Origin of the sequence: uncultured Shewanella sp., assembly GCF_947497935.1 — a bacterium.
Taxonomy (GTDB): domain Bacteria; phylum Pseudomonadota; class Gammaproteobacteria; order Enterobacterales; family Shewanellaceae; genus Shewanella.
In genome coordinates, this window is the sequence record NZ_CANMIO010000003.1 from 341,635 (window position 1) to 364,039 (window position 22,405).

A 22,405-nucleotide genomic window follows, 5' to 3' on the forward strand; every position below is an offset into this window, starting at 1 on the left:
CTAAACCTCTCAGCCGAGTGAGTACACCAATTATCCCGTGTAGATACGGCTGCGGGCTTCGGTTTCAGGGATGAAACCGCAGAGCGTATAGGGACATATTTACAGCGTCTCGCAGCAGTGTCTGCACATAAGCCCGCTGCAGGCGATTGATAACCATGAAGCTACAACACAGAACACACTTCCTGTAGCCACAGCTCAGAAAAAATGTAACCTGCTTTCATTCGAAGGTTAACTCACTTTGGGGCATTTTCAAGTTAGAAACTAAACCTCTCAGCCGAGTGAGTACACCAATTATCCCGTGTAGATACGGCTGCGGGCTTCGGTTTCAGGGATGAAACCGCAGAGCGTATAGGGACATATTCACAGCGTCTCGCAGCCGTGTCTGCACATGCCCCGCTGGAGGCGATTAATAGCTACTTAGCTACAAGTTCAAACGGGCTATCCTATCGCAACGATACAAAGATAATGTAATCAGCCTCCATTCCAAGGCCAACCAATTTTAGGGCAAAACTGAGTTACGACACTTACGGGAAACACCCATTCCCCATCGGAGTTGCCGAAGTACGTTGAAGACTCTTTATAAATGAAATGGCCAAGAGGGGGAAGCTGTTGTCCCCTTTTGCCCGAGTGTGAGCAGGAAGCTCACGACTTTGGTCAGGCGCAGCCTGATGCTTTAAGTCTCGGGTGTGGGCGAAGCGCCACGACCTTTATCAAGCGTAGCTTGATTGCTTCAAACGCAAGTTTGTTAGACGAAGTCTAACTTAAAGCCCAGGCGCAGCCTGATTGACCGCCTTAAATTCAAGGCAAAAAAAACCAGCTCAAAGAGCTGGCAAGACATGTTTCAACTATCTCTAACAGAGCGCCAAAAGGAAATCGGCATAATGTTGCTGGCGTTAATTCATAGCAATATCGGTATTGATATCCACCGACCTTCTAGACCCATCAAATTCAAGGCAAAAAAAAACCAGCTCAAAGAGCTGGCAAGACATGTTTCAAGTGTTCCAAAAGGAAATCGGTTAGCGCGCTAGCGTTAATCAATGGCATATCGACAAGGTCAACATACCACTTGAGTCTAAACACACCCAAAGGGTGTTATAAGGTTGATGGAATGATGAAATTACTCTAAAGGAGGGTTAGCCCTTAAAAGTCATGGCGTATAAACCGCCACGCAAAACATTTGAATCCAACCAAGTGTTTTGCCAATAAATCGAAGTTTGTCCTGTATAAGACATAGTCGGTACTCCTAACAAAGTTGTAAACTTAATCTCAAATTAAATCAGTCTATGGGGTTGAGCCAAACTAATCTAATGAGGCAACTTGTCGCTCGATTCCTTGGAGAATTATCCATCCTGGATAGACTTTAAAACTGGAAAGACTCTGCTTAACCAGTGACGACAATTATATGCCTCTGTAATTTTATTACAAGTATTTATTATAAATAATGCTCAAAAACTGTCACAGCGGTAATTTTACGACACCAAGCAGTGATATAGCTCACACTGAAAGCAGGTTGGATGCCTAATATCACAAACAGGCAGCATTTCTGATCAAAAATACTACACGATTAGCGTGAATTATAAGCAGACCATTAATGGCTTGGCTGAATTTCAGCCAAAAAAAAGCCCACTCAATGAGCGGGCAAGACATTTCAAGTGTTCCTAACGGAAATTGGTTAACGCGCCAGCGGTAATCAATGGCAAACAGCGGAGTATACTAACTCGGGCCATCTGCGACTTGGTCTACAAGCATCTAAAAAGATACAATAAAGGTTGATGGAAACTGGTTAACTAAAAAGGAGGGTTAGCCCTTTAAAGTCATGGCGTATAAACCGCCACGCAAAATTTCTGTGTTTAACCAAAAGCTCTGCGAATAAATAGTGTGACTAAAATACATATTGATTACTCCAAACAAAGTTGAATTCCATATACTCTACTTTCGTAAAAGCCGTTCGTTGGCTTGTAGAGTCAACTTGTCGCTCGATTCCTTGGAGAATTATCCATCCTGGATAGACTAAGTGTCGCGAAGCACCATTGCTTACCCGACGAAAGCAATTATAGAGAAATGTAGTTTTATTACAAGCTTTTTTATTAAAAAAGCCAAAATAAACATTTTTACGTTATTTTATTACAAGATTTATTAGCGAAAGCCTCTATACCTCTTTGATTAGACTCTAGGACACAAACAAAAAACCAGCACGTAAGGCACTGGTTTTATAGATTATATAAACTAAAACACCGACATCACATTATTATTCAGCTCACTTAGTCGCTGTAATGTAATGAAACAAGCCGACTAAAGGTGTTGCCGTTGGCGTACCGTATTGAGGGTGTCCTTCGGTTGCACTACCGGCGATATCGATATGAGTATAAGCAATCGGCTTGTCAGCATTTAAGCCATGAGGACTAAGACCTGATGCTTCAATCAAAAATGCCGCTGGGTACTGATGCCCGCGAGCGGTCACTGATGATGGTGCATTATTAGAGGACAACATATCTGCAGCCGCGGATGGGTCGACAATTTTACTAAAATCATCCCGGCGTAACTGACTCACCTCAATAGGCTCGCCCCAAAGCGATGCTTGCTCTTGCATCACTGAAGCAACATTTTGCTGCTTAGCTACGCTATTTTCCACGACCGCAGTATATCCGCCAAAGCAACGCACCACATGTCCGGTTAGTGTCGCTACCGAGAACATCTGTGGGTTAACCGCTGTGATAGCCTTTATACGTAAATGAGAAAGCAGATCAGCTAGCACTAGGCGTCCTTCTGCATCAGTATTACCAATACGGACACGTTTACCCGCATGACTAGTGATGATCTCGTCGGTGACAAAGGCTTCACTACCGATGCTGTTTCTCACTAAACCTAACTCGGCGACAATCCGAATCCCCTTAGGTTTTAACATACTGATAGTTTTCATTAGACCCGCTACTGCAGCCGCGCCGCCTTTATCTCGGCTCATTCCTGCCATACCACCGGCAATTTTTAGATCGGCGCCACCCGTGTCATACACTACGCCTTTGCCTGCAAACATATAGGTATGTTCAATTTCGCCCTCGCCCACATATTCAAGCTTTACCACCCGAGGTTGATGTCTCAGTACACCAAAAGATGAGCGGCCGACTGCACATAATAGTGGATAATCTCGCTCAAGAATGTCTCGGTCTTCGACCACACTCATTAATAAGCCTGAATCTTGAAGTGCTTCGATGCAGTAATCGGCAAAGGCTGGTGCAGACATACGTTCTGGCTCGGTGCCACAAAGGTCTCGTGCCAGTACCCTGCCCGCCTCGATTGCAGTGAGTGCTACTGCGCTTTTTTTATCACTTAACAGGCCAATGGCTTCTAACGGCTGATCACCAGCTCCCGCTTCTCTAAGCTCCAATGCTTGCCAAAGCTCTTGGCCGCAAGCAAGCGCAGCCACTTGAGCGGCATTTTGATAACGCTGTTCAGCTAAGTTGTTGACTATGAGTAAAGGACGCTTAGCTCCCGCATCTTTTGCCAGTTTGATACCTTGTCTTGCTGCATCGGCGAAGACGCGAACATCTTGATAGTCATCATCCGCCTTTTTGACTGGTGCAATAATCAGGCGTCCACCAGCCATCCCAGGAGCAAATAGCAATGTAGGAGACTGGCCAACCCGCTTATCTATCTTTTGACCATGATTTGCTAGCATTACAATCTCATCAAATTGCAATGATTCAAGATCAGCGGTGACCACCACGAGGGCATCCCAGCCGTTTCCTTCAAAAATGGCTCCTTGATCGACTTCATCAACAAACTTAACTGATCCCATAACCTTTCCTTCTTAATTTTATAATTTTGCTCCCGCATTATTCCCCTATTGTGGTCAGATTACCAACGACTTTACCGAGTATGAAAACTATTGTGGAAACTTCGGCTGACAAGGCTGAATTCATCAAGCAGCTTACGACTCCGCGGCGCAGTAAGACTATGCTAGACTGTCTGCAATTTCTGCCTCACTGGCAGCCGCGCGCGATAGATATTACTCGAATAGGAGATTTTTAAGTGACCACTCTTAGTCAGTTACAACCACAAGCACTTTGGCAATGGTTCGAACAGATCTGTGCCATTCCGCATCCCTCTAAACATGAGCAAGCCTTGAGTGCTCATATTCAGGCTTGGGCTAAAGACAAACAACTCAGTGTCGTTGAAGACAAGGTCGGTAACCTGATCATCAAAAAACCTGCCACCGCGGGCATGGAAGACCGTAAGACTGTTGTGCTTCAAGCCCATATCGATATGGTGCCGCAGAAGAACGCTGATAAAGTTCATGATTTTGAGAAAGACCCGATTGAAGCTTATGTCGATGGTGACTGGGTTAAGGCGAAGGGCACCACACTAGGCGCTGATAACGGTATCGGTATGGCCTCTGCACTAGCCATTTTAGGCGCCGATGATATCCCTCACGGCCCACTAGAAGTGCTGCTTACCATAGACGAAGAAGCGGGCATGACAGGTGCATTTGGCTTAGAGGCCGGCATGCTTGACGCTGAAATACTAATCAACACTGACTCAGAGCAAGAAGGTGAGATCTACATGGGTTGTGCTGGCGGTGTTGATGCACAGTTAAGCGTACCTATGGTTTGGCAATCTCCAGAGCCGACAAATGCCAGCTATAAACTGTCGATTTCTGGCCTTAAGGGCGGTCACTCTGGCGTTAACATTCACTTGGGCCGTGGTAACGCTAATAAACTATTAGCGCGCTTCCTGTTTGATCATGGCGATGAACTTGCCATCGAGTTAACTCAATTTGTTGGTGGCTCACTGCGCAATGCGATTCCACGTGAAGCCGAAGTCAGCTTTATGCTGCCACCGGAAAATTTAACACTACTGCAAACTCGTATTACTGAATTTCAGGCCTTAGTGCGTGAAGAATTAGCGATTGCAGACCCGGGAACAGTGCTCACCTTGGCTGAAATCCCAGCTGAGAAGCAAGTAATGAGCGAAGACTCACAGCAGATCCTTGTCGATCTACTTAATGCCTGTCCAAATGGCGTCATTCGCATGAGTGATGAAGTTGAAGGCGTAACTGAGACTTCGCTTAACGTGGGTGTGATCAGCACCGATGATAACGGCGTACAAATCCTTTGCCTTATCCGTTCATTGATTGATTCAGGCCGCAGCGAAGTGGAAGGCGTATTGACCTCGCTTGCTAATCTTGCTGGTGCAAATGTTGAGTTCAGCGGTGCTTATCCTGGCTGGAAGCCTGATAATAGCTCACCAGTCATGGCAAGCGTTCGTGAAACCTACGAAGCGATTTACGATAAAGAGCCGACTATCATGGTGATCCACGCAGGTCTTGAATGTGGACTATTTAAGAAGCCTTACCCAGAGATGGATATGGTGTCTATTGGCCCAACTATTCGCTACCCGCATAGCCCTGATGAAAAAGTGAATATCACTACCGTTGGCCAATACTGGAAGCTGTTGTTAGCCGTACTTGAACGTACTCCAGTTAAAGGCTAATCAACCTTGCAAAGTCAAAAGGCCACTTAGCTATTAATTAGCAATAAGTGGCCTTTGTTATATCTAACATCAGCTAGGGTATCTATTACCATTCTAACCCCAAGCCATTCGCTACTCACTTTACCCAAGCAGTAGCCCTAATGAAAAAGTGAATATCACTACCGTTGGCCAATACTGGAAGCTGTTGTTAGCCGTACTGGAACGTACTCCAGTTAAAGGCTAATTAACTGTAATTAGTTTTAAAACGCTAACAAAGGCCACATCGCAATGAGTGGCCTTTGTTATATCTAACATCAGCTAGGGTATCTATTACCATTCTAACCCCAAGCCATTCGCTACTCACTTTACCCAAGCAGTAGCCCTAATGAAAAGTAAATATCACCACCGTGGGTCAATACTGGAAGCTGTTGCTAGCAGTACTGGAACGCACTCCAGTAAAAGGTTAATTAACTGTAATTAGTTTTAAAACGCTATTTCAGTCTAATACCAATCAGTATAAACAGTTAAAAACCTAAATCCATCTGCGAGCTATCCGCATCGTTATCTTCTGTTGTCATACTATTTGAAGCCAGCCCCACCGATACCCCTAGTAAGCGAATACCACGGTCATGCTGCCTTTCCATCGCTTGCTCAAGTAACTGATAAAACAGGTTTACCGAGATTTCATCACTTCGATGTTCAATAGTTGTCTGTTTAAAGTCCTCAAACTTAATTTTAACGACTTGCTTGTGGATAGTTCTGTCCTTGGCACTGCGACTCACTCGTGCACCTAGCTCTTGAATAAGTTGAGGCATCACGGATCGGCACTGCTCCAGCGTGTGAATATCTTTGGCTAAGGTGGTTTCAACCCCAACGGATTTGCGCTCTCGATTAGGTGAAATGCTACGCTTGTCTATGCCTTTAGCTCGCTCAATCAATACACTGCCAAACTTACCAAAACGCTCAACCAACTGCGCCTGAGGATATGCCTGTACATCACTACAGGTATGTAAGCCTAAATCGGCTAGTTTTTTAGCGGTAACTTTGCCAACACCTGGAATTTTTATCAGCGGTAAGGTTTTAACAAACTCATTAATCATGTCTGGGCGGATCACATACTGTCCATTAGGTTTATTTAGATCTGAGGCTATTTTGGCTAGGAACTTAACAGGCGCGATCCCTGCAGATGCCGTCAAACCAGTCTCGGCCAAGATGTCGGCTCGAATAGCTTCGGCAATTAAGGTTGCAGAGCCTTTGCAGTGCGGGCTATCTGTGACATCCAGATAGGCTTCATCTAAAGATAAAGGTTCAATTAAGTCGGTGTAACGTTCAAATACAGCTCTAATTTGACTGGAGACTTCTTTATAGACCTGCATTCGCCCTGGTACTAATATCAGATCAGGACAAAGCTTCAGGGCATAGCCAGATGCCATAGCCGAGCGTACGCCAAACTGACGTGCCTCGTAATTACAGGTACTTATCACCCCACGACGATCGCTGCGCCCACCCACAGCAATAGGTTTCCCTCTTAATTCGGGAAAGTCGCGCATTTCCACTGCGGCGTAGAAGCAATCCATGTCGACATGAATAATTTTTTGCAAGCCAATATCCTCCGAAAAGAATATTACTGTATATAAAAACAGTATTCAATATAAACCACACAGATCAAATGCTGACTTAACATAATGGCAGCCTGTAAAAGTGCTAAGCAGTTAATCTAAAGTATGATTCAACTATTAGGCTCGGGATAAAAAAGCTTACTGAGCATCGTCAGTTCTTCTGCAGATAAAATGGATAAAGGCTTAATATGATTAGAAAATCCCTGCCTAGGATCCGCGAGCAGCTTCTCATCATTCACTTGGGCCTCGAGGCGTTCGATATACTCAAGCAGATAATCAATTTGAAACTGATTATCTGCATCTAGCTGAGTCTTATTTGTTTCAGATGTTATCAACATCGCCCGCCCCCAAGCAGTCAGATAAGATGGCAGTGTGACTAATGCTGTACTCTGGCTTTATCCGCTGGCTTTAGCTGCGAAAGCGCGAGATCAAAAGCAATAATCGCATCGTCTAATGCTAGATTAATCCGATAGAGCTGAACCCAGGCTGTATCAGCAGTTCGGACAATCAGCTTTGCTATCAGTTTGAGTATCAATTAGGGAGAGCTGGGGGAAATATCGCCAAAAAAAGAGCCGCTATATTGCGACTCGTAAATCATCGTTTATATCGCTTACATCTTACTTTGAAGGTAGTTTGGTAGGCCAACCTTATCAATCAACCCGAGTTGCTTCTCAAGCCAATACATATGATCGGACTCGGTTTCTTCGAGTAATACCTCTAAGATCTCACGGCTTTCATAATCACTCTTCTGCTCGCACAAGGCAATTGCGCTGCGTAAGTTATCAGCAACCTGATACTCATAGGCTAAATCATTCTTAAGCATCTGCTCAGTATCTTTGCCAATGTTTAACGGTTCTCGACTGGCAACGTCTGGTGTTCCCTCTAAAAAGAGGATTCTTTGCACTAACTTTTTAGCGTGTTCGCGTTCATCATCACTCTCATGAGAAATGCGCTCATGAAGTTCATTGAGCCCCCAGTCTTCATACATTAAACCATGAACGAAATACTGATCCATTGCCGATAGCTCACCTGTGAGCAATTTATTAAGCGTGTCGATGACTTCTTTGTTACCTTTCATAACTGCCTCCAGTTAGCTCATTTTTGACTGTAGGTAGTTTTGAATACCCATTAACGAGATAAGTTCTAGCTGTGCCTCAAGCCAATCGAGGTGCTCCTCTTCATCTTCTAGTAAGTCCTCTAAGATATCTCGACTAACATAATCAGCCTCTAACTCACATAGGGCTATCGCCTCACGAAGCAATACCAATTCCTCTTCAAGCATGACTTTGTCGCACTCAAGCATCTCTTGGCTATGTTCACCGATCCGAATTTTATCTAACTGTTGTAGGTTTGGTAGCCCTTCAAGGAACAACACTCGCTCAATTAACTTATCGGCATGCTTCATGTCTTGAATGGATTTTTTATAGGCCTTTTCATCGAGTTCACCTAAACCCCAATTCTTAAACATGCGAGCATGGAGGAAATACTGATTAATTGCGGTAAGTTCGCTGGTCAGCACCTTATTGAGCTGACTAATGATCTTAGGTTGTCCTTTCATCTGTTCATCCTTAGTTAAATTGATCTATATCAATATTTATAACCTAGAACAAAAAACGACCACTTACAAATAAACTTTATATTTCAAAATCTTAGTAAGGATAACCATTCTCATTAGTACTTTAATTCTTACTTGGGTAAATAAGGAAGGCGATGTGTATTTATCTAGTTAAACTAATCGATTAGCACATAGACAAATCAAAGCGGTAACAACTGGTGAACACTTGTTGGCGCTATATATGAGTGTAGGCAGTAACAACAAGCTGCTTTAGTGAAAAATGATATAAAAAAGGCTCCTATAAAGGAGCCTTAATTGTCGCGAACTATGCAGAATTAAATAATGCGATTCTGCTCTAATTTTTCACGGCGTTCTTGTTCTGCCATGCGTGCTTTGCGCTTGTCGCATGGATCATCACAATCACACGCTTTCTCAATTCCGAGCGCACCGAGACCACCGCAGCTTCCAGCAACGGCTTGTCGCTTGACTAAATAGCCTATCGACATTAAGAAAAAGAAACCTAATAACACGACAAAAGCCGCAATAAATGTGCTCATATTCGACTCCAACTACTGAGTAACGAAAGGTTTGAAAGCTTCACTATAGAAGACTTTAAAGCCATCATCTTGCTTTTCAATAAGCATTATCGCTAGATGCTCACGTTTGGCAAGTTCTAGTGACGCTTGAGTACCTAGCACCATCATAGCAGTCGCGTAGCCATCTGCAATCATTGATTCTTCATGCAGTACAGTTACCGACGCTAATCTATGGTGTATCGGGTAGCCTGTGCGTGGATCGATCAGGTGTGAAAAACGCTTTCCGTCTTCTTCGTAATAATTACGATAATCCCCTGATGTTGCCATCGCCATATTCTTGGGCGAAATAACTTGTTGAATAGCCCCACCAGAATCGCCTGGTTGCTCAATAGCAATACGCCATAAAGAACCATCGGCTTTAGTGCCACGTAAGCTAATCTCACCACCTATCTCAACTAAATAACCTGTCGGCTGGTACTTATCTAGTAAGGCGGCTATTTTATCAACACCGAAACCTTTTGCAATAGAAGACAAGTCGACATAGATGTCAGGATCTTGCTTACTAATTCTATTGCCATCAACTTCTATCGCTTCAATACCAGTTCGCTCCATAGCGGCATCTATTGCTTGTTGAGATGGTATTTGAGTCGGTTTCTTATCCGGACCAAAGCCCCATAAATTAACTAACGGCCCTAAAGTAATATCTAAGGCCCCATCGGTTATTTTGTATAATGCTAATCCTTCAGCAATTACCTTGGCAGTGTCCGCCGATACTTCAACCTTATCGCTGCGAGTCATCTGGTTGAACTTAGATAACTCAGAGTTTGGTCGGTAAGTCGACATCTGATCGTTAACCTTTTCTAGGGCTAAGTCGATCTCTGCTTGCAGTAACTGAACATCTGGCATTCTTTCATTAGGAACGACCTTAATATGGTAAGTCGTGCCCATTGTGTTGCCAGACAGTGAAATCACTTCAGCTTGTTTAGTACAAGCTGAAATAAAAAAGGCTAACCCGATAAGGGCCAGCCAGTTTACTAAGGTCTTAAACATATTGACCTAGATCTCCAATAAGAGAAGGGTTAGCCACCGAAGTCATCCAACAGGATGTTTTCATCTTCGACACCAAGATCTTTAAGCATGCCAATAACAGCTGCGTTCATCATTGGTGGGCCACACATGTAGTACTCACAATCTTCTGGTGCTTCATGGTCACGTAAGTAGTTCTCATACAATACGTTATGAATAAAGCCAGTGTAGCCATCCCAGTTGTCTTCAGGCTGTGGATCAGACAGTGCAACATGCCATTGGAAGTTGTCGTTGTCTGCCGCTAAGCCATCGAAATCTTCAACATAGAACATTTCACGACTAGAACGTGCACCGTACCAGAAACTCATCTTACGCTTCGAGTTAAGACGCTTAAGTTGGTCGAAGATATGCGAGCGCATTGGCGCCATACCAGCACCACCACCGATGAATACCATTTCTGCGTCAGTTTCTTTAGCGAAGAACTCACCAAATGGACCAGAAATTGTCACCTTATCACCCGCTTTTAGGCTAAAGATGTACGATGACATCTTACCACAAGGCAGAGACAAGTTGCGTGGAGGTGGCGTCGCAATACGTACGTTCAACATGATGATACCTTCCTCTAAAGGATAGTTCGCCATTGAATATGCACGGATTGTTTCATCATCGACCTGAGATTCTAGCTTGAAGAAGCCAAAGTGTTCCCAGTCGCCACGGTATTCTGCAGGAATATCGTAATCTGCGTACTTAACATGGTGCGCTGGTGCTTCAATCTGAATGTAACCACCTGCCCGGAAAGGTACAGAGTCACCATCAGGAATTTGTAGCTTAAGCTCTTTGATGAAGGTGGCTTTGCTATCGTTAGAGATAACTTCACATTCCCACTTCTTAACACCAAAAATCTCTTCTTCTAGTTCAATCTCCATGTCAGTTTTAACGTTTACCTGACAAGATAAACGGCAACCGCCACGAGCTTCACCTTTGCTGATATGGTCCAATTCAGTTGGTAGAATATCACCACCACCTGATTTAACGTGCACTTTACACTGACCACAAGTACCACCACCGCCACATGCAGATGAAACGAAAATACCGCTCTCTGCCAATGCGCCTAGTAGCTTACCACCAGCTGCTGTTTTAATTGCTTTACTCGCGTCATCGTTGATGCCAATAGTGACATCGCCGCTTGCAACTAGCTTAGATTTAGCAAATAAAATCACCAAAACCAAAACCAATACAATCGCGGTAAACATACTCACACCGAGATATACATCGATTGGAGTAGATTCAAGAATACCCATTAACTTATCCTTAAAGGTTCAAATTAAGACGTCGTTATGGTGCCTCTTTACAGAGACACACCTGAGAACGACATGAAACCTAGAGCCATCAAACCAGCGGTAACAAAGGTAATACCTAAGCCGCGAAGCCCATCAGGAACATCAGCATATTTTAACTTTTCACGGATACCAGCAAGCAGCACAAGTGCTAATGCCCAACCGATACCAGAACCTATACCAAACACCAAGCTTTCACCTAGGTTGTAGTCACGCTCAACCATGAAAGATACTGCACCGAAAATTGCACAGTTTACTGTGATTAGCGGTAGGAAGATCCCCAATGCGTTATATAGCGGTGGGAAATACTTATCTAATGCCATCTCAAGGATTTGAACCAAAGCTGCAATCACACCGATAAAGGTGATGAACTTCAAAAAGCTCAAGTCAGCATCTGGTACACCCGCCCAAGCTAATGCGCCTGGAGCTAGAATACCTTGATAGATAATTTGGTTAACAGGAACTGAAATAGCCAGTACCACGATAACTGCAACACCTAAGCCCATGGCTGTTTTTACTTTCTTAGATACTGCAAGAAAAGTACACATACCAAGGAAAAAGGATAGCGCCATGTTTTCAATGAAAACAGAACGAATTAATAGACTAATATAATGTTCCATTATGCTTATCCTTTTGCTTCAACTTGCTCTGGCTTCATCACACGAATAATCCAGATCAATGCACCAATCAGGAAGAACGCGCTCGGAGGCAGAAGCAATAGGCCGTTAGGCTGATACCAGCCACCGTCTGAAATCTTGCTTAGGATTTCAATGCCGAATAATGAACCATTACCAAACAATTCACGTACGAAGCCAACTGACAACAAGATTGCACCGTAGCCTAGACCATTACCGATACCGTCCATGAAGCTCATCATAGGAGGAGTCTTCATCGCGTAAGCCTCTGCACGGCCCATTACGATACAGTTAGTAATAATCAAACCAACGAATACCGATAACTGCTTAGCAACATCATAAGCGTAAGCTTGTAGTACTTGGTCTACCACGATTACTAGAGACGCAATAATCGTCATCTGCACGATAATACGTACGCTGCTTGGAATGTGATTACGAATCAATGAAATAAATAGATTCGATAAGGCACATACTGCAGTCAGTGCAATCGTCATTACCAATGCAGTTTCCATCTTACTGGTTACAGCCAAGGCACTACATACACCCAAGATTTGCAGAGCAATTGGGTTGTTGCTGACAATAGGTCCAATTAGAACCGATTTAAGTTCTTTAGCATCAGCCATTAGCTAAGCCCTCCATTGCGAGCTTTTTCGATAAAGCGAGCAAAACCTTCCTCACCTAACCAAAAATCAAGTGAGTGCTGCACACCATTACCGGTAAGCGTTGCACCTGACAGTGCATCAACACCGTAAGGTGAAGCAGCAACAGCAGGGTTCTTAGTCACACTAATCGCGAGCTCACCCTTGTCGTTGTATAGCTTCTTACCTGTCCACTTAGCAATCCATTGAGGATTTTGAACTTCACCACCAAGACCTGGTGTCTCACCAGAGCCAGTGAAGTCGTAATAAACTAAGCTACGAATAGTATTCAAGTCAGGCTCAACCGCTAAGAAAGCATACATAGTTGACCACAAACCATAACCTTTAATAGGAATAATCACAGTTTGTAGCTGCTTGTTGTCATCATGTACTAGATAAACAACTGCTTCATTTGCTACGCGCTTAACTGATGCAATGTCGTTCTTCGGTACAAAAGACGTTGCTGGAGTACGCGCAGCTTTATCAGCATCAAACGTGTTGGCATCACCTTCTACAAAGTCACCGGTTTTAAGGTCGACTAACTTAGCTTCAACATACTTGTCGTATGTAGCCAAGACTTGAGACTTCTCAACTTTACCTTCGCGAGGGTTGATAAGTCCTGCAGCTTCAAGAATGTACTTTTGCTTATCGAGTAGTTTGTTTTCTTGTTGGGTAGGTTTCAACAATACTGCAGCCGTCGAAACGAACATAGAGCAGATGAAACACAAGCCAACAACAACAAATAGTGTTCTACCGAAAGAATCTTTATTACTAGCCACGTGCAATCCTCCGCTTAATATTCGACTGAACCACGAAATGGTCAAATAATGGAGCAAATAGATTCGCGAACAAGATAGCCAACATCATGCCTTCAGGGAAAGCTGGGTTGATAACGCGAATGAATACTGCCATAGCACCGATAAGAATACCGTAGCCCCACTTTGCGTTATTAGTGAAAGACGCTGATACAGGGTCTGTCGCCATAAACATCATACCGAACGCAAAGCCACCTAAAACAAGGTGCCAGTACCAAGGCATTGCAAACATTGGGTTAGTATCGCTACCGATAAAGTTAAGTAGGTAAGAAACGGCAATCATACCGACCATCACACCACCAACGATACGCCAAGAAGCGATACGGGTGTAGATGATTACTGCACCACCAATTAAGATAGCGAGCGTTGAAACTTCACCAACTGAACCAGGAATGAAGCCGAAGAAGGCATTCCACCAGTCAGTAGTTAAACCGTATTCTAGTGTGCCTTGCGCCGCTTGACTCAGTGCTGTTGCACCAGAGAAACCGTCAGCAACAACCCAAGTGGTGTCGCCTGACATACTTAGCGGGTAAGCGAAGAATAGGAATGCACGACCAGCCAGTGCAGGGTTTAGGAAGTTACGGCCTGTACCACCGAAAATCTCTTTCGCCACGACCACACCAAAGGTAATACCTAAGGCTACCATCCAAAGTGGAATAGTTGCAGGCAGTGTTAATGCGAAAAGGATTGAGGTAACAAAGAAGCCTTCGTTAACTTCATGTCCGCGTACTGATGCAAATAGGACTTCCCATATACCACCGACAGCGAATGTCACCGCATATATGGGTAAGAACCAACAGGCGCCATACCACATCAATGCGGCAACACCCGAATTTGCAGTCAATTCAGTACCAAACATACCGAAAAGAGCGACTTGCCAAGTGTCAGGAGCAGCAAAACCAGCCACTAATGCATCTTGTGCTTGTAAACCTACGTTGTACATACCTACAAACATTGCAGGGAATGCACATGCCCAAACCGTAATCATCATACGTTTTAGGTCCAGGTTATCACGAACATGGGTACGGCCCTTGTTCACATGACCTGGGGTGTAAAAGACAGTATATGCTGCTTCAAAAAGCGCATAAAACTTCTCATATTTGCCGCCTTTTTCAAACTGCGGCTCAATATTTTCGAAAAACTGTTTTAAGCCCATTAGCCTTCCCTCACAATCGTATCTAAGCAGTCACGTAGATATGACGCGTAGTCATATTTACCAGGACATACGAAAGTACACAGTGCCAAATCTTCTTCATCCAACTCCAATGCACCCAAGGTTGCAGCGCCATCGTAATCACCTGAAACCAGATCACGAAGTAACATAGTTGGCAGAATATCTAGCGGCATAACGCGCTCATAGTTACCAATTGGTACCATTGCACGATCACTACCACCTGTGCTCGTTGTCATGTTGAACAGACGAGAAGATGAAAGGTGTCCGAGGAATGCACGGGTAATAGAGAACTTATCTGAGCCAGGCATTGCCCAACCAAATAGTTCTTTCTCTGTGCCTTCTTCTAACAAGCTCACCTGATTATGATAACGACCGAGGTAAGCGTGAGGGCCAATAGCGTTGCGACCGTTTAAAACAGAGCCAGAGATAGAACGAACATTACCTTCTGCTGTTTCGCCGTCAAGTAACTGCGCCATAGATGCACCAACTTGAGTGCGAACTAGGCGAGGTTTAACAGCTTTAGGGCCGGCTATTGCCACAACTCTTTGGGTATATAACTCACCCGTAGCAAACAACTTACCAACCGCAATCACGTCTTGGTAGTTAATGTGCCAAACCGTTCTGGTTGCAGAAGCAGGTAATAGGTTATGAATGTGCGTGCCAGGCAATCCCGCAGGATGCAAACCAGCAAACTCTTCTACCTGAGTGTTAGCAGCAGGAATATCAGCGCCTGGTGCTTTACAAAGGTAAACCTTACCTTCAGTTAACTTTGAAAGAACCTTAAGTCCGTTTTCAAAGTCAGCTTTATGTTCTGCAATCACGACAACAGGATCTGCTGCCAGTGGTTGAGTATCGATAGCGGTGACGAAAATACCTGCGGCAGTTGAATCAACGCTAGGTACTTTACTGAAAGGACGCGTACGCAAAGCAGTCCACAAGCCTGATTGGATCAGGTTGTCACGTACTTGCTGTGTCTCTAACGTATCGATTGCAGTGGCGTCATATTTAGCAAAAGAGATGCTTTCATCCCCTTCTACTTCTATAACAACAGACTGCAGAACACGTTGAGCGCCCCGGTTAACTTCGGAAATTGTGCCACTTGCTGAAGCCGTATATATCACGCCAAGGTTCTTTTTATCTTCAAAAAGAATCTGACCTTTTTTAACTTTATCCCCTACCTTAATTTTCATGGTAGGACGTAAGCCAATATACTCTTCACCCAAAATAGCTACGTGTTTGATGGCTTTACCATCATGGATAACTTGCTCTGGCCCGCCTGCTATAGGTAGGTCCAATCCTTTCTTTATTGTAATCATATCCACAAGCACTACGTTATGAAGGAAAGACAATGCGCCGCGTTCCTGCTAAACACACAAGTTTTTTAACAAACCTCTAATTCGTGTTGAGCTAGCGCAGATTTATCGCTTAATTGCGATCACAATCACGCTGGTCGCGCGCATTTTACCCCAAATATCACAAGCTAGCCATGAAAAATGTGACTGTTTTAAAAGGTTGCAAATGTTTTAAGAACAAACATGCTAAATGTCAGTGCAGATTAAGAATCTTATAATATAGCTGCAAGCCACATTCCCCATACATTTAAACAGGTTAATTAACTTTTGCCACAAGTGAGTCTGCATTTGAAAGTGAATAAAAATAAAATTTACAGTTTTTTCTAAGTGCTGCTTAAATGCACTGACCAGCTCAGGATCACAACAGCGATTAATAGCCGAAAGCGGAGACATATAGGCAATTTTTCGCCTCAAGAGGCTATATTTCAGACTTAATATAATTAAACAACTGTTTAACAAATGCGGCAGTCTCATAGATATCATTGAGCTAAATATTGTGGAATTGGCTTTTCAGCGTCAAAAATCGACTTAAAGAAGTAAAATACGAATTTGTTCCAATAAAAAAGCCGCAAAGCGGCCTTTCTACTACATACATATCTGGTTGGCTAAAGCCCCTTCAGGATCTCTTCACTTAAACTTAAATCGTCATTACGATTCACATTGATCCCAGCTGCAATGATGTTACGGGCAATCTCTTTAGCCTGCTCAAGTGAATGCATCTCATAAGTGCCACATTGATATTCATTGAGCTCTGGAATATCAGTTTGTAGTGCGACCTTTAACACATCCTGCATGGCGGCAAGCCAAGCATCCGCGACGACCGACTCGCTAGGTGTACCAATCAAGCTCATATAAAAACCTGTACGACAGCCCATAGGGGAAATATCGATGATTTCAACGCTGTCACTATTTAAGTGATCACGCATAAACCCTGCAAATAAATGCTCAAGAGTATGAATACCACGCTCACTTAAGATCTCTTTATTAGGCACACAAAAACGCAGATCAAATACCGTTATGGTGTCGCCTTTAGGTGTCGCCATGGATTTTGCGACACGGACCGCAGGCGCATTCATTCGAGTATGGTCAACGGTGAAACTATCTAATAACGGCATTTTAATTTCTCCAAATTCGCGTTCAATGGCTAATCAGCATAGGTTAAGTTACTGCCTAAATCGACTGTAGACATCGACTTAAGCTAGATGATACTTACGCACACCCGCCTCACAGTCAATATAAGCGTTACAATCTTTTTTCATAATCGCATCTTTTAATTACCACTTTGCAACCACTCGCTTAGCCACACTACTCATTTTTTTGTATTCCATGTTCCATGGGGATCAGATGACTAATACGTCACTCCATTCAATGTTTCACAGAGAACGGAGATAAAAGAGAACAGATACAAAAAAGCCACAGCGATATTGCCGTGGCTTTACTTACTCAATATTAACTCTATGTCAGCTCAATAGACTCATTTTAAAAGACTCTTAATAATAGACAGTACTGACACTTGCTAAATGAATTACCCCTTACATTTTGGCGATAAGGGTACATCAACCTCAGCCGTCCACTCTTCTGGAGTATAAGTGTGCATAGAAAGTGCGTGTAAGCCATGAGCAAACTCTTCTGCCAATGCCTCATTTACTGCACGGTGACGACCAATAAGACGCTTCCCCTCAAACTCACTACTCGTGATAATCACTTTAAAGTGTGTCTCAGAGTTAGGCGGCACGTGATGGTTGTGGCTTTCATTAATCACTTCAAGGTGTGACGGTGACAGTGCTGCGGTGAGTTTTTCGGTAATGATCTGTTCAACTGACATAACGATGTTCTCAATAATGCATAAATGCGACTGCGGCAGATTACTGCGATAGCTTAGAAAGATCAACTCGTGACGCACATAGCGAGTTCATAGCCAGCTCCTCGCCAGAGTATGCTACAAAAAACCATCAATGCAGCCGCATATTACACAGCCCCCTACAGCGTTAATCGATTCCAGACTGATGAAAACCGACAAGTAACCGCCTAAAGGTATAGTTGATTCGAGCATTCCTAACCTTGAGGCGTTTAGGGAGCGAGTGCTCCCAATCCTTTTGCATCGGCCAATGCATAATAAGCAAGTCGCCACTTTGCAGCTGTAGACAAATTTTTTGCTGAGTTTGTTTATGACGGATAAAAAAGTCTCGCGTCGCTCCAAGTGTCAGCGACGCAATATCGCTAGCAGGCTCAATCTCAGGTTCATCATCGCTGTGCCAGCCCATGGAGTCATGTCCGTCCATATATTGATTAACCAAGACGCCATTACTATTGAGCCCGTAATCTCTGGCGAGCTTTTGCCTCAATTTATAGGCGTATTTAGGCCAGGGCCGTGCTTCAATCAACAAACCTGAATAAAAATAATCACAGCCCCTATCGGCAAACCATACCTGATGACGTGGGATCTTGTGATATTTACCGTAAACCTGCACTTCAGGCTGGCTAAAAGGGTATTGTTTAGACTCGTTAATCAGTGCCTCTTGTTGTTGATGATTAAGGTAACCCTTTACTAAAGTGTAGGGGGCTCCCCCTTGCACACTCCTGCTAAGGAGATCCTCTTGTGAAGGCTCAATCTCGGATAAAGTAGGCGCATCAACCCCTAAATCTTCTTGTTTCATCGCCCCTCCTAGCCGTTAACAGCAGATATCATTATTGACATCATATACCTGAGATCATAAATCTGCGATAATATGCGCCCTAATTTATTTGGTACTTATTGGCATATGACGACACAGTTTTCAGTATCGGGTATTGAACTCGAACTCTTCCGTTACCCTAGCAGACAAGAGTCTAACCTGCAGGCGTGGGACGCCGCCGATGAGCATCTTATAAAGCACATAATCGATACAGAACAAACCAGCGTGAGTACTGCGATTGTGAATGATGGTTTCGGTGCACTAACTGCAGGCTTATTATCAATTAGCCCTAGCTGGCCGCTCACATTAGAGACTGATGCTAAAACCAGCCAGTTGGGCACAAGCCAAAACCTTGAACGTAACCAGCTATCGCAAGAGTCGATAACTTGGGTGAATAGCCGTGATGAGCTGCCTCAGGGAATTGAGTTAGTGCTGATGAAGCTGCCAAAAAATCTAAACTACTTTAGCCACCAGCTAAATAGACTGTCCCATGTACTACCAGCTGGTACTCAGGTTTTAATTGGCGCGAAAGCAAAGTCGATTAATAAGTCGCTACTGGAAACTATCCAGAAGAATTTAGGGCCTGCAAGTGCCAGCCTGACATGGAAGAAAACTCGAGTCATCACCTGTATCGCCGATGGCAAGGCTCGTGCTTTACCAAAGACAACGACTTGGTCAGTACCTGAGTTTAAGCTGCAGATCACCAATTTAAGTAACGTGTTTGCCGCCAATAAACTCGATATTGGTGCTAGGATCATGCTCGATAACATGCCAAAAGGTGACTATAAGTCGATTGTCGATTTGGGCTGCGGTAACGGCATCTTAGGCTTACACGCTAAGCAGGTGTTTCCTGATGCTTATATCCACTTTATCGATGATTCTGAAATGGCTGTCGCTTCAGCAAGAGAAAACTGGGAGCTAAATCAATTAGATAATCCAGCACTTGTTGGTGAACAGGCGACCTTTGGCTGGGATGACTGTTTAACTAATATGAGTGAAGGCTTCCGTCCAGATCTCATCTTGTGTAACCCTCCTTTCCATCAAGGTGAGGCCATTACCGACCATATTGCTTGGCAGATGTTCTTGGATGCCTTTAGACGTTTAAAAAATGGCGGAATTTTACATGTGGTAGGTAACCGTCACTTGGCCTATCACGTCAAATTACAGCGTATTTTTAAGAACTGCACCACTGTGGCATCAAACGGTAAGTTTGTTATTTTACAGGCGCAAAAAATCAGTAAAAAGGCACAAGATCCAGAGGTGGACTTAAGCTCTGACACTGAGACACCACATCCGCAAAGCGCATTGTACGGTAAGCCAAAAGCTTAACCATAAGCGAATAAACTAAAAACGGTGAGCCAAGGCTCACCGTTTTGTTTTTGATTATTTAAATAATCGCTACTTAAGCTCTGCTACCTGCTCTTCACGTTCATCTTCAATGTCTTGCCCTGCAGAGGCTTGCTCTGTCACCTGTAATGCCGCTGTTGCTGGCGGGGCAAATAACACCTTAAGCCTTTGCATGGGGCTCAAGTTAGGCGTCAATGCTTCTTTAAACATATCTTGCCACTCGGTAAAGGTTACCACCAGCGGATTAAAGCTATTAATTGGCTTAGTGATCCCGTACTCAACCGTTTCAACCTCCTTCTCAAAGGTGCCGAATAGTCGATCCCAAATAATCAAAATCCCAGCATAATTTTTATCTATATATTGTGGATTGCGGCCGTGATGGACTCGATGATGAGATGGGGTATTAATCACCCACTCAAAAATGCCTAAAGACTTGATCGCCTGTGTATGGACAAAAAACTGTAACCCTAGATTGAGCAATACCACAAACACCACCCAATTAGGGTCAAAACCGACTATGACTAGCGGCAGCCAGAATACCCACATCCCCGCCATTGGGTACATTAAGCTTTGCCTAAACGCAGTGCTAAAGTTCATATTCTCTGAACTATGGTGAGCCACATGAGCAGCCCACATCCAGCGAATACGGTGACTCGCTCGGTGGAACCAGTAATAACAGAAATCTTGCGCAACCATTAGCGCAATAAAAGTTGCTCCATTCATCTCTATATCGAAAAGCCGCCAACCGAAGAGCATCAGATATAACTTGGCGATAAGCAGTCCGGTAAGAATATCGGTCAATTGATGCATTGCCGCTAAGCCGAAGTTACACAACACCTCAGGCAAATGATAACGAGCATTGAGTGGTAGGCGGTTTCGTCTATCCCCCATATACCACTCGAGTAAGATACAGACGAAAAAAATCGGTGCGAGTACGAGTAGTAGCACTTCGGGGTGAGCTATCAGTGAATTAAAATCCATCTTATTTATCCTTTTTATTCTTACTTATGATTCACGATTCTTATGTCTAACCAGTTTTGCAACTTTAAAGAATCGATTTCATCTGTTTTCGCCTATTCTTATTCTTGGCTGAAAAACGAGGCTACCAACGAGCAAAGTGGTCTTCCGTTAGCCCCAAAACATTATCGAGCCGATGCTTTTCACCCAAATTATCAACAATATAACCATCAAAACGCCCTAAGTACTGCCTAAAATTACTCTTTAATAACCAAAGGTTGAGTTTCTCTTGGCGGCAGTTTTTCGGTGTAAATGTCAGCTCGACTTGGCCATTGTCTGAATAAACTCGCCAACTTCCTGCCGATGTTTTGTTGTCTGTATGGCGGGTAAACTCAAAATGCACAGGGCCAAGAAGATGTCTTTCACCGTTATGCCAAAATACATTCTCATGACAGCCCGTCTCATTCACGCCAGCGGCTAGATTAAGTCCTAAACTACCCTGCTCAGTTAAGCTGTTAATACTCGCCCAGCGCCAACTGGTTTCTCGTCGCATATAACCCGCACTAAAATCATAGCCCGCTGTGACTCTTTGCAATGGCTGCGGCTCATGGTTGATAATCAAACTGCCAGTTACCTTCAAGGCATTATGTTTTTGAGTATATGTCCAGCCGCTATAACCAGTAGGGTTACACATGGCCATTGGTAAACTCAGAGGCTGGGGCTGTAGATGTACATTAGCCTCAATGCCTAATGTATTAAGTTGTAGCTGCCAATTACCTTGCTCAATAACAAATTCAACACTCCCATTTTTGCCCTTTATTTTGGCGCGGCCCTGCATCGGAGACTCTGACATCCGATAACCTAAACCGAGTGGCTTGAGCCAGCTCGTTTCTATTAGCTGGTTAGTTTTAATATCATAGAGATAACAGAAAGCACTGCCTATATAGCGAATATCCGCCAGTGCTACACCAATAACGTAATGGGGAGTCACTAAGCTAATAAACTGGAATTGCTTATAGTCGAAATGCTTCGCCCAGCTTGAGGCAGGTTTATCCATTTCGTTAAAGTAGCGGAATTTATCAATCCCTAACTGAGTGACTGGACCATCAAAATGGCCAAAAATAGCCTGCCCCATCTCATCGATTAATCGCTGTGGTGCCGCTGAGCTCGTCAATATTTTGGGCGTCCACTGAGCAGTATTCGTAGGCATAAGTCTTAGATCCCTGAAGCTTATTTGACCTTTTACTCTAACTGGAACTCGCTCTGGTGA

Annotated in this window: 21 protein-coding genes; 3 read left to right on the top strand and 18 right to left on the bottom strand. The window is 43.9% G+C overall.

Going from position 1 to position 22,405, the window contains the following annotated elements:
• Positions 1 to 836 precede the first annotated feature (836 nt).
• Positions 837 to 1,028, top strand: a complete 192-nt coding sequence (locus Q1A86_RS05355) for a hypothetical protein (protein WP_299803797.1) — start codon at positions 837 to 839, stop codon at positions 1,026 to 1,028.
• A gap of 1,229 nt (positions 1,029 to 2,257) precedes the next feature.
• Here the strand turns inward: Q1A86_RS05355 and Q1A86_RS05360 are convergent.
• Positions 2,258 to 3,796, bottom strand: coding sequence for a leucyl aminopeptidase family protein (locus Q1A86_RS05360; RefSeq protein WP_299803800.1), 1,539 nt, complete (start codon positions 3,794 to 3,796; stop codon positions 2,258 to 2,260).
• A gap of 233 nt (positions 3,797 to 4,029) precedes the next feature.
• Between Q1A86_RS05360 and Q1A86_RS05365 the strand changes: the two genes are divergently transcribed.
• On the top strand, positions 4,030 to 5,490 hold the full coding sequence (locus Q1A86_RS05365) for an aminoacyl-histidine dipeptidase (RefSeq protein WP_299803802.1): 1,461 nt from the start codon (positions 4,030 to 4,032) through the stop codon (positions 5,488 to 5,490).
• 503 nt (positions 5,491 to 5,993) lie between these two features.
• On the opposite strand, the gene dinB is transcribed toward Q1A86_RS05365, so the two are convergent.
• From dinB to Q1A86_RS05440, 15 genes are all read right to left on the bottom strand, one after another.
• Positions 5,994 to 7,070, bottom strand: coding sequence for a DNA polymerase IV (gene dinB / locus Q1A86_RS05370; RefSeq protein WP_299803805.1), 1,077 nt, complete (start codon positions 7,068 to 7,070; stop codon positions 5,994 to 5,996).
• A gap of 128 nt (positions 7,071 to 7,198) precedes the next feature.
• Positions 7,199 to 7,426, bottom strand: a complete 228-nt coding sequence (locus Q1A86_RS05375) for a hypothetical protein (protein ID WP_299803808.1) — start codon at positions 7,424 to 7,426, stop codon at positions 7,199 to 7,201.
• A 272-nt stretch (positions 7,427 to 7,698) separates the two neighbouring features.
• Complete coding sequence (bfr, locus tag Q1A86_RS05380) at positions 7,699 to 8,166, bottom strand: bacterioferritin (RefSeq protein WP_220764830.1); 468 nt, start codon at positions 8,164 to 8,166, stop codon at positions 7,699 to 7,701.
• A 12-nt stretch (positions 8,167 to 8,178) separates the two neighbouring features.
• Positions 8,179 to 8,646 carry a bacterioferritin gene (gene bfr / locus Q1A86_RS05385; protein ID WP_299803813.1) on the bottom strand — a complete coding sequence of 156 codons (468 nt, stop codon included), beginning with the start codon at positions 8,644 to 8,646 and terminating at the stop codon, positions 8,179 to 8,181.
• 332 nt (positions 8,647 to 8,978) lie between these two features.
• Positions 8,979 to 9,200: a (Na+)-NQR maturation NqrM gene (nqrM, locus tag Q1A86_RS05390; RefSeq protein ID WP_012156314.1), complete on the bottom strand. Its 222-nt coding sequence runs from the start codon at positions 9,198 to 9,200 to the stop codon at positions 8,979 to 8,981.
• A gap of 12 nt (positions 9,201 to 9,212) precedes the next feature.
• The gene (locus Q1A86_RS05395) at positions 9,213 to 10,229 is read right to left on the bottom strand and encodes an FAD:protein FMN transferase (RefSeq protein WP_299803820.1); all 1,017 of its coding nucleotides are present in this window, start codon (positions 10,227 to 10,229) and stop codon (positions 9,213 to 9,215) included.
• A gap of 29 nt (positions 10,230 to 10,258) precedes the next feature.
• A complete protein-coding gene (gene nqrF / locus Q1A86_RS05400) occupies positions 10,259 to 11,506 on the bottom strand; it encodes an NADH:ubiquinone reductase (Na(+)-transporting) subunit F (RefSeq protein ID WP_299803822.1) in 1,248 nt (415 codons plus the stop codon).
• A gap of 47 nt (positions 11,507 to 11,553) precedes the next feature.
• On the bottom strand, positions 11,554 to 12,162 hold the full coding sequence (nqrE, locus tag Q1A86_RS05405) for an NADH:ubiquinone reductase (Na(+)-transporting) subunit E (RefSeq protein WP_012156317.1): 609 nt from the start codon (positions 12,160 to 12,162) through the stop codon (positions 11,554 to 11,556).
• Between the two features lie 5 nt (positions 12,163 to 12,167).
• Positions 12,168 to 12,800, bottom strand: coding sequence for an NADH:ubiquinone reductase (Na(+)-transporting) subunit D (locus Q1A86_RS05410; protein ID WP_028769180.1), 633 nt, complete (start codon positions 12,798 to 12,800; stop codon positions 12,168 to 12,170).
• Positions 12,800 to 13,594: a Na(+)-translocating NADH-quinone reductase subunit C gene (locus Q1A86_RS05415; RefSeq protein ID WP_220764803.1), complete on the bottom strand. Its 795-nt coding sequence runs from the start codon at positions 13,592 to 13,594 to the stop codon at positions 12,800 to 12,802. The genes Q1A86_RS05410 and Q1A86_RS05415 overlap by 1 nt, the downstream gene beginning before the upstream one ends.
• The gene (locus Q1A86_RS05420) at positions 13,587 to 14,786 is read right to left on the bottom strand and encodes an NADH:ubiquinone reductase (Na(+)-transporting) subunit B (protein WP_299803831.1); all 1,200 of its coding nucleotides are present in this window, start codon (positions 14,784 to 14,786) and stop codon (positions 13,587 to 13,589) included. The genes Q1A86_RS05415 and Q1A86_RS05420 overlap by 8 nt, the downstream gene beginning before the upstream one ends.
• Positions 14,786 to 16,120 (bottom strand): Na(+)-translocating NADH-quinone reductase subunit A, encoded by a 1,335-nt coding sequence (locus tag Q1A86_RS05425; RefSeq protein WP_299803834.1) that lies wholly within the window; start codon positions 16,118 to 16,120, stop codon positions 14,786 to 14,788. The genes Q1A86_RS05420 and Q1A86_RS05425 overlap by 1 nt, the downstream gene beginning before the upstream one ends.
• Positions 16,121 to 16,761: 641 nt before the next feature.
• Positions 16,762 to 17,271 carry an S-ribosylhomocysteine lyase gene (luxS, locus tag Q1A86_RS05430; protein ID WP_299803836.1) on the bottom strand — a complete coding sequence of 170 codons (510 nt, stop codon included), beginning with the start codon at positions 17,269 to 17,271 and terminating at the stop codon, positions 16,762 to 16,764.
• A 410-nt stretch (positions 17,272 to 17,681) separates the two neighbouring features.
• The gene (locus tag Q1A86_RS05435) at positions 17,682 to 17,981 is read right to left on the bottom strand and encodes a BolA family transcriptional regulator (protein ID WP_299803839.1); all 300 of its coding nucleotides are present in this window, start codon (positions 17,979 to 17,981) and stop codon (positions 17,682 to 17,684) included.
• A gap of 163 nt (positions 17,982 to 18,144) precedes the next feature.
• Positions 18,145 to 18,813, bottom strand: a complete 669-nt coding sequence (locus Q1A86_RS05440) for an alpha-ketoglutarate-dependent dioxygenase AlkB (protein ID WP_299803841.1) — start codon at positions 18,811 to 18,813, stop codon at positions 18,145 to 18,147.
• Positions 18,814 to 18,918: 105 nt separating this feature from the next.
• Between Q1A86_RS05440 and Q1A86_RS05445 the strand changes: the two genes are divergently transcribed.
• Entirely contained in the window at positions 18,919 to 20,160 is a 1,242-nt protein-coding gene (locus Q1A86_RS05445) for a methyltransferase (RefSeq protein ID WP_299803927.1), read from the top strand.
• Between the two features lie 69 nt (positions 20,161 to 20,229).
• Here the strand turns inward: Q1A86_RS05445 and Q1A86_RS05450 are convergent, their stop codons facing one another.
• Together Q1A86_RS05450 and Q1A86_RS05455 are read right to left on the bottom strand one after the other, a co-directional pair.
• Complete coding sequence (locus Q1A86_RS05450; protein WP_299803843.1) at positions 20,230 to 21,159, bottom strand: sterol desaturase family protein; 930 nt, start codon at positions 21,157 to 21,159, stop codon at positions 20,230 to 20,232.
• Between the two features lie 121 nt (positions 21,160 to 21,280).
• A complete protein-coding gene (locus Q1A86_RS05455; protein WP_299803846.1) occupies positions 21,281 to 22,345 on the bottom strand; it encodes a DUF2804 domain-containing protein in 1,065 nt (354 codons plus the stop codon).
• Positions 22,346 to 22,405 lie beyond the last annotated feature (60 nt).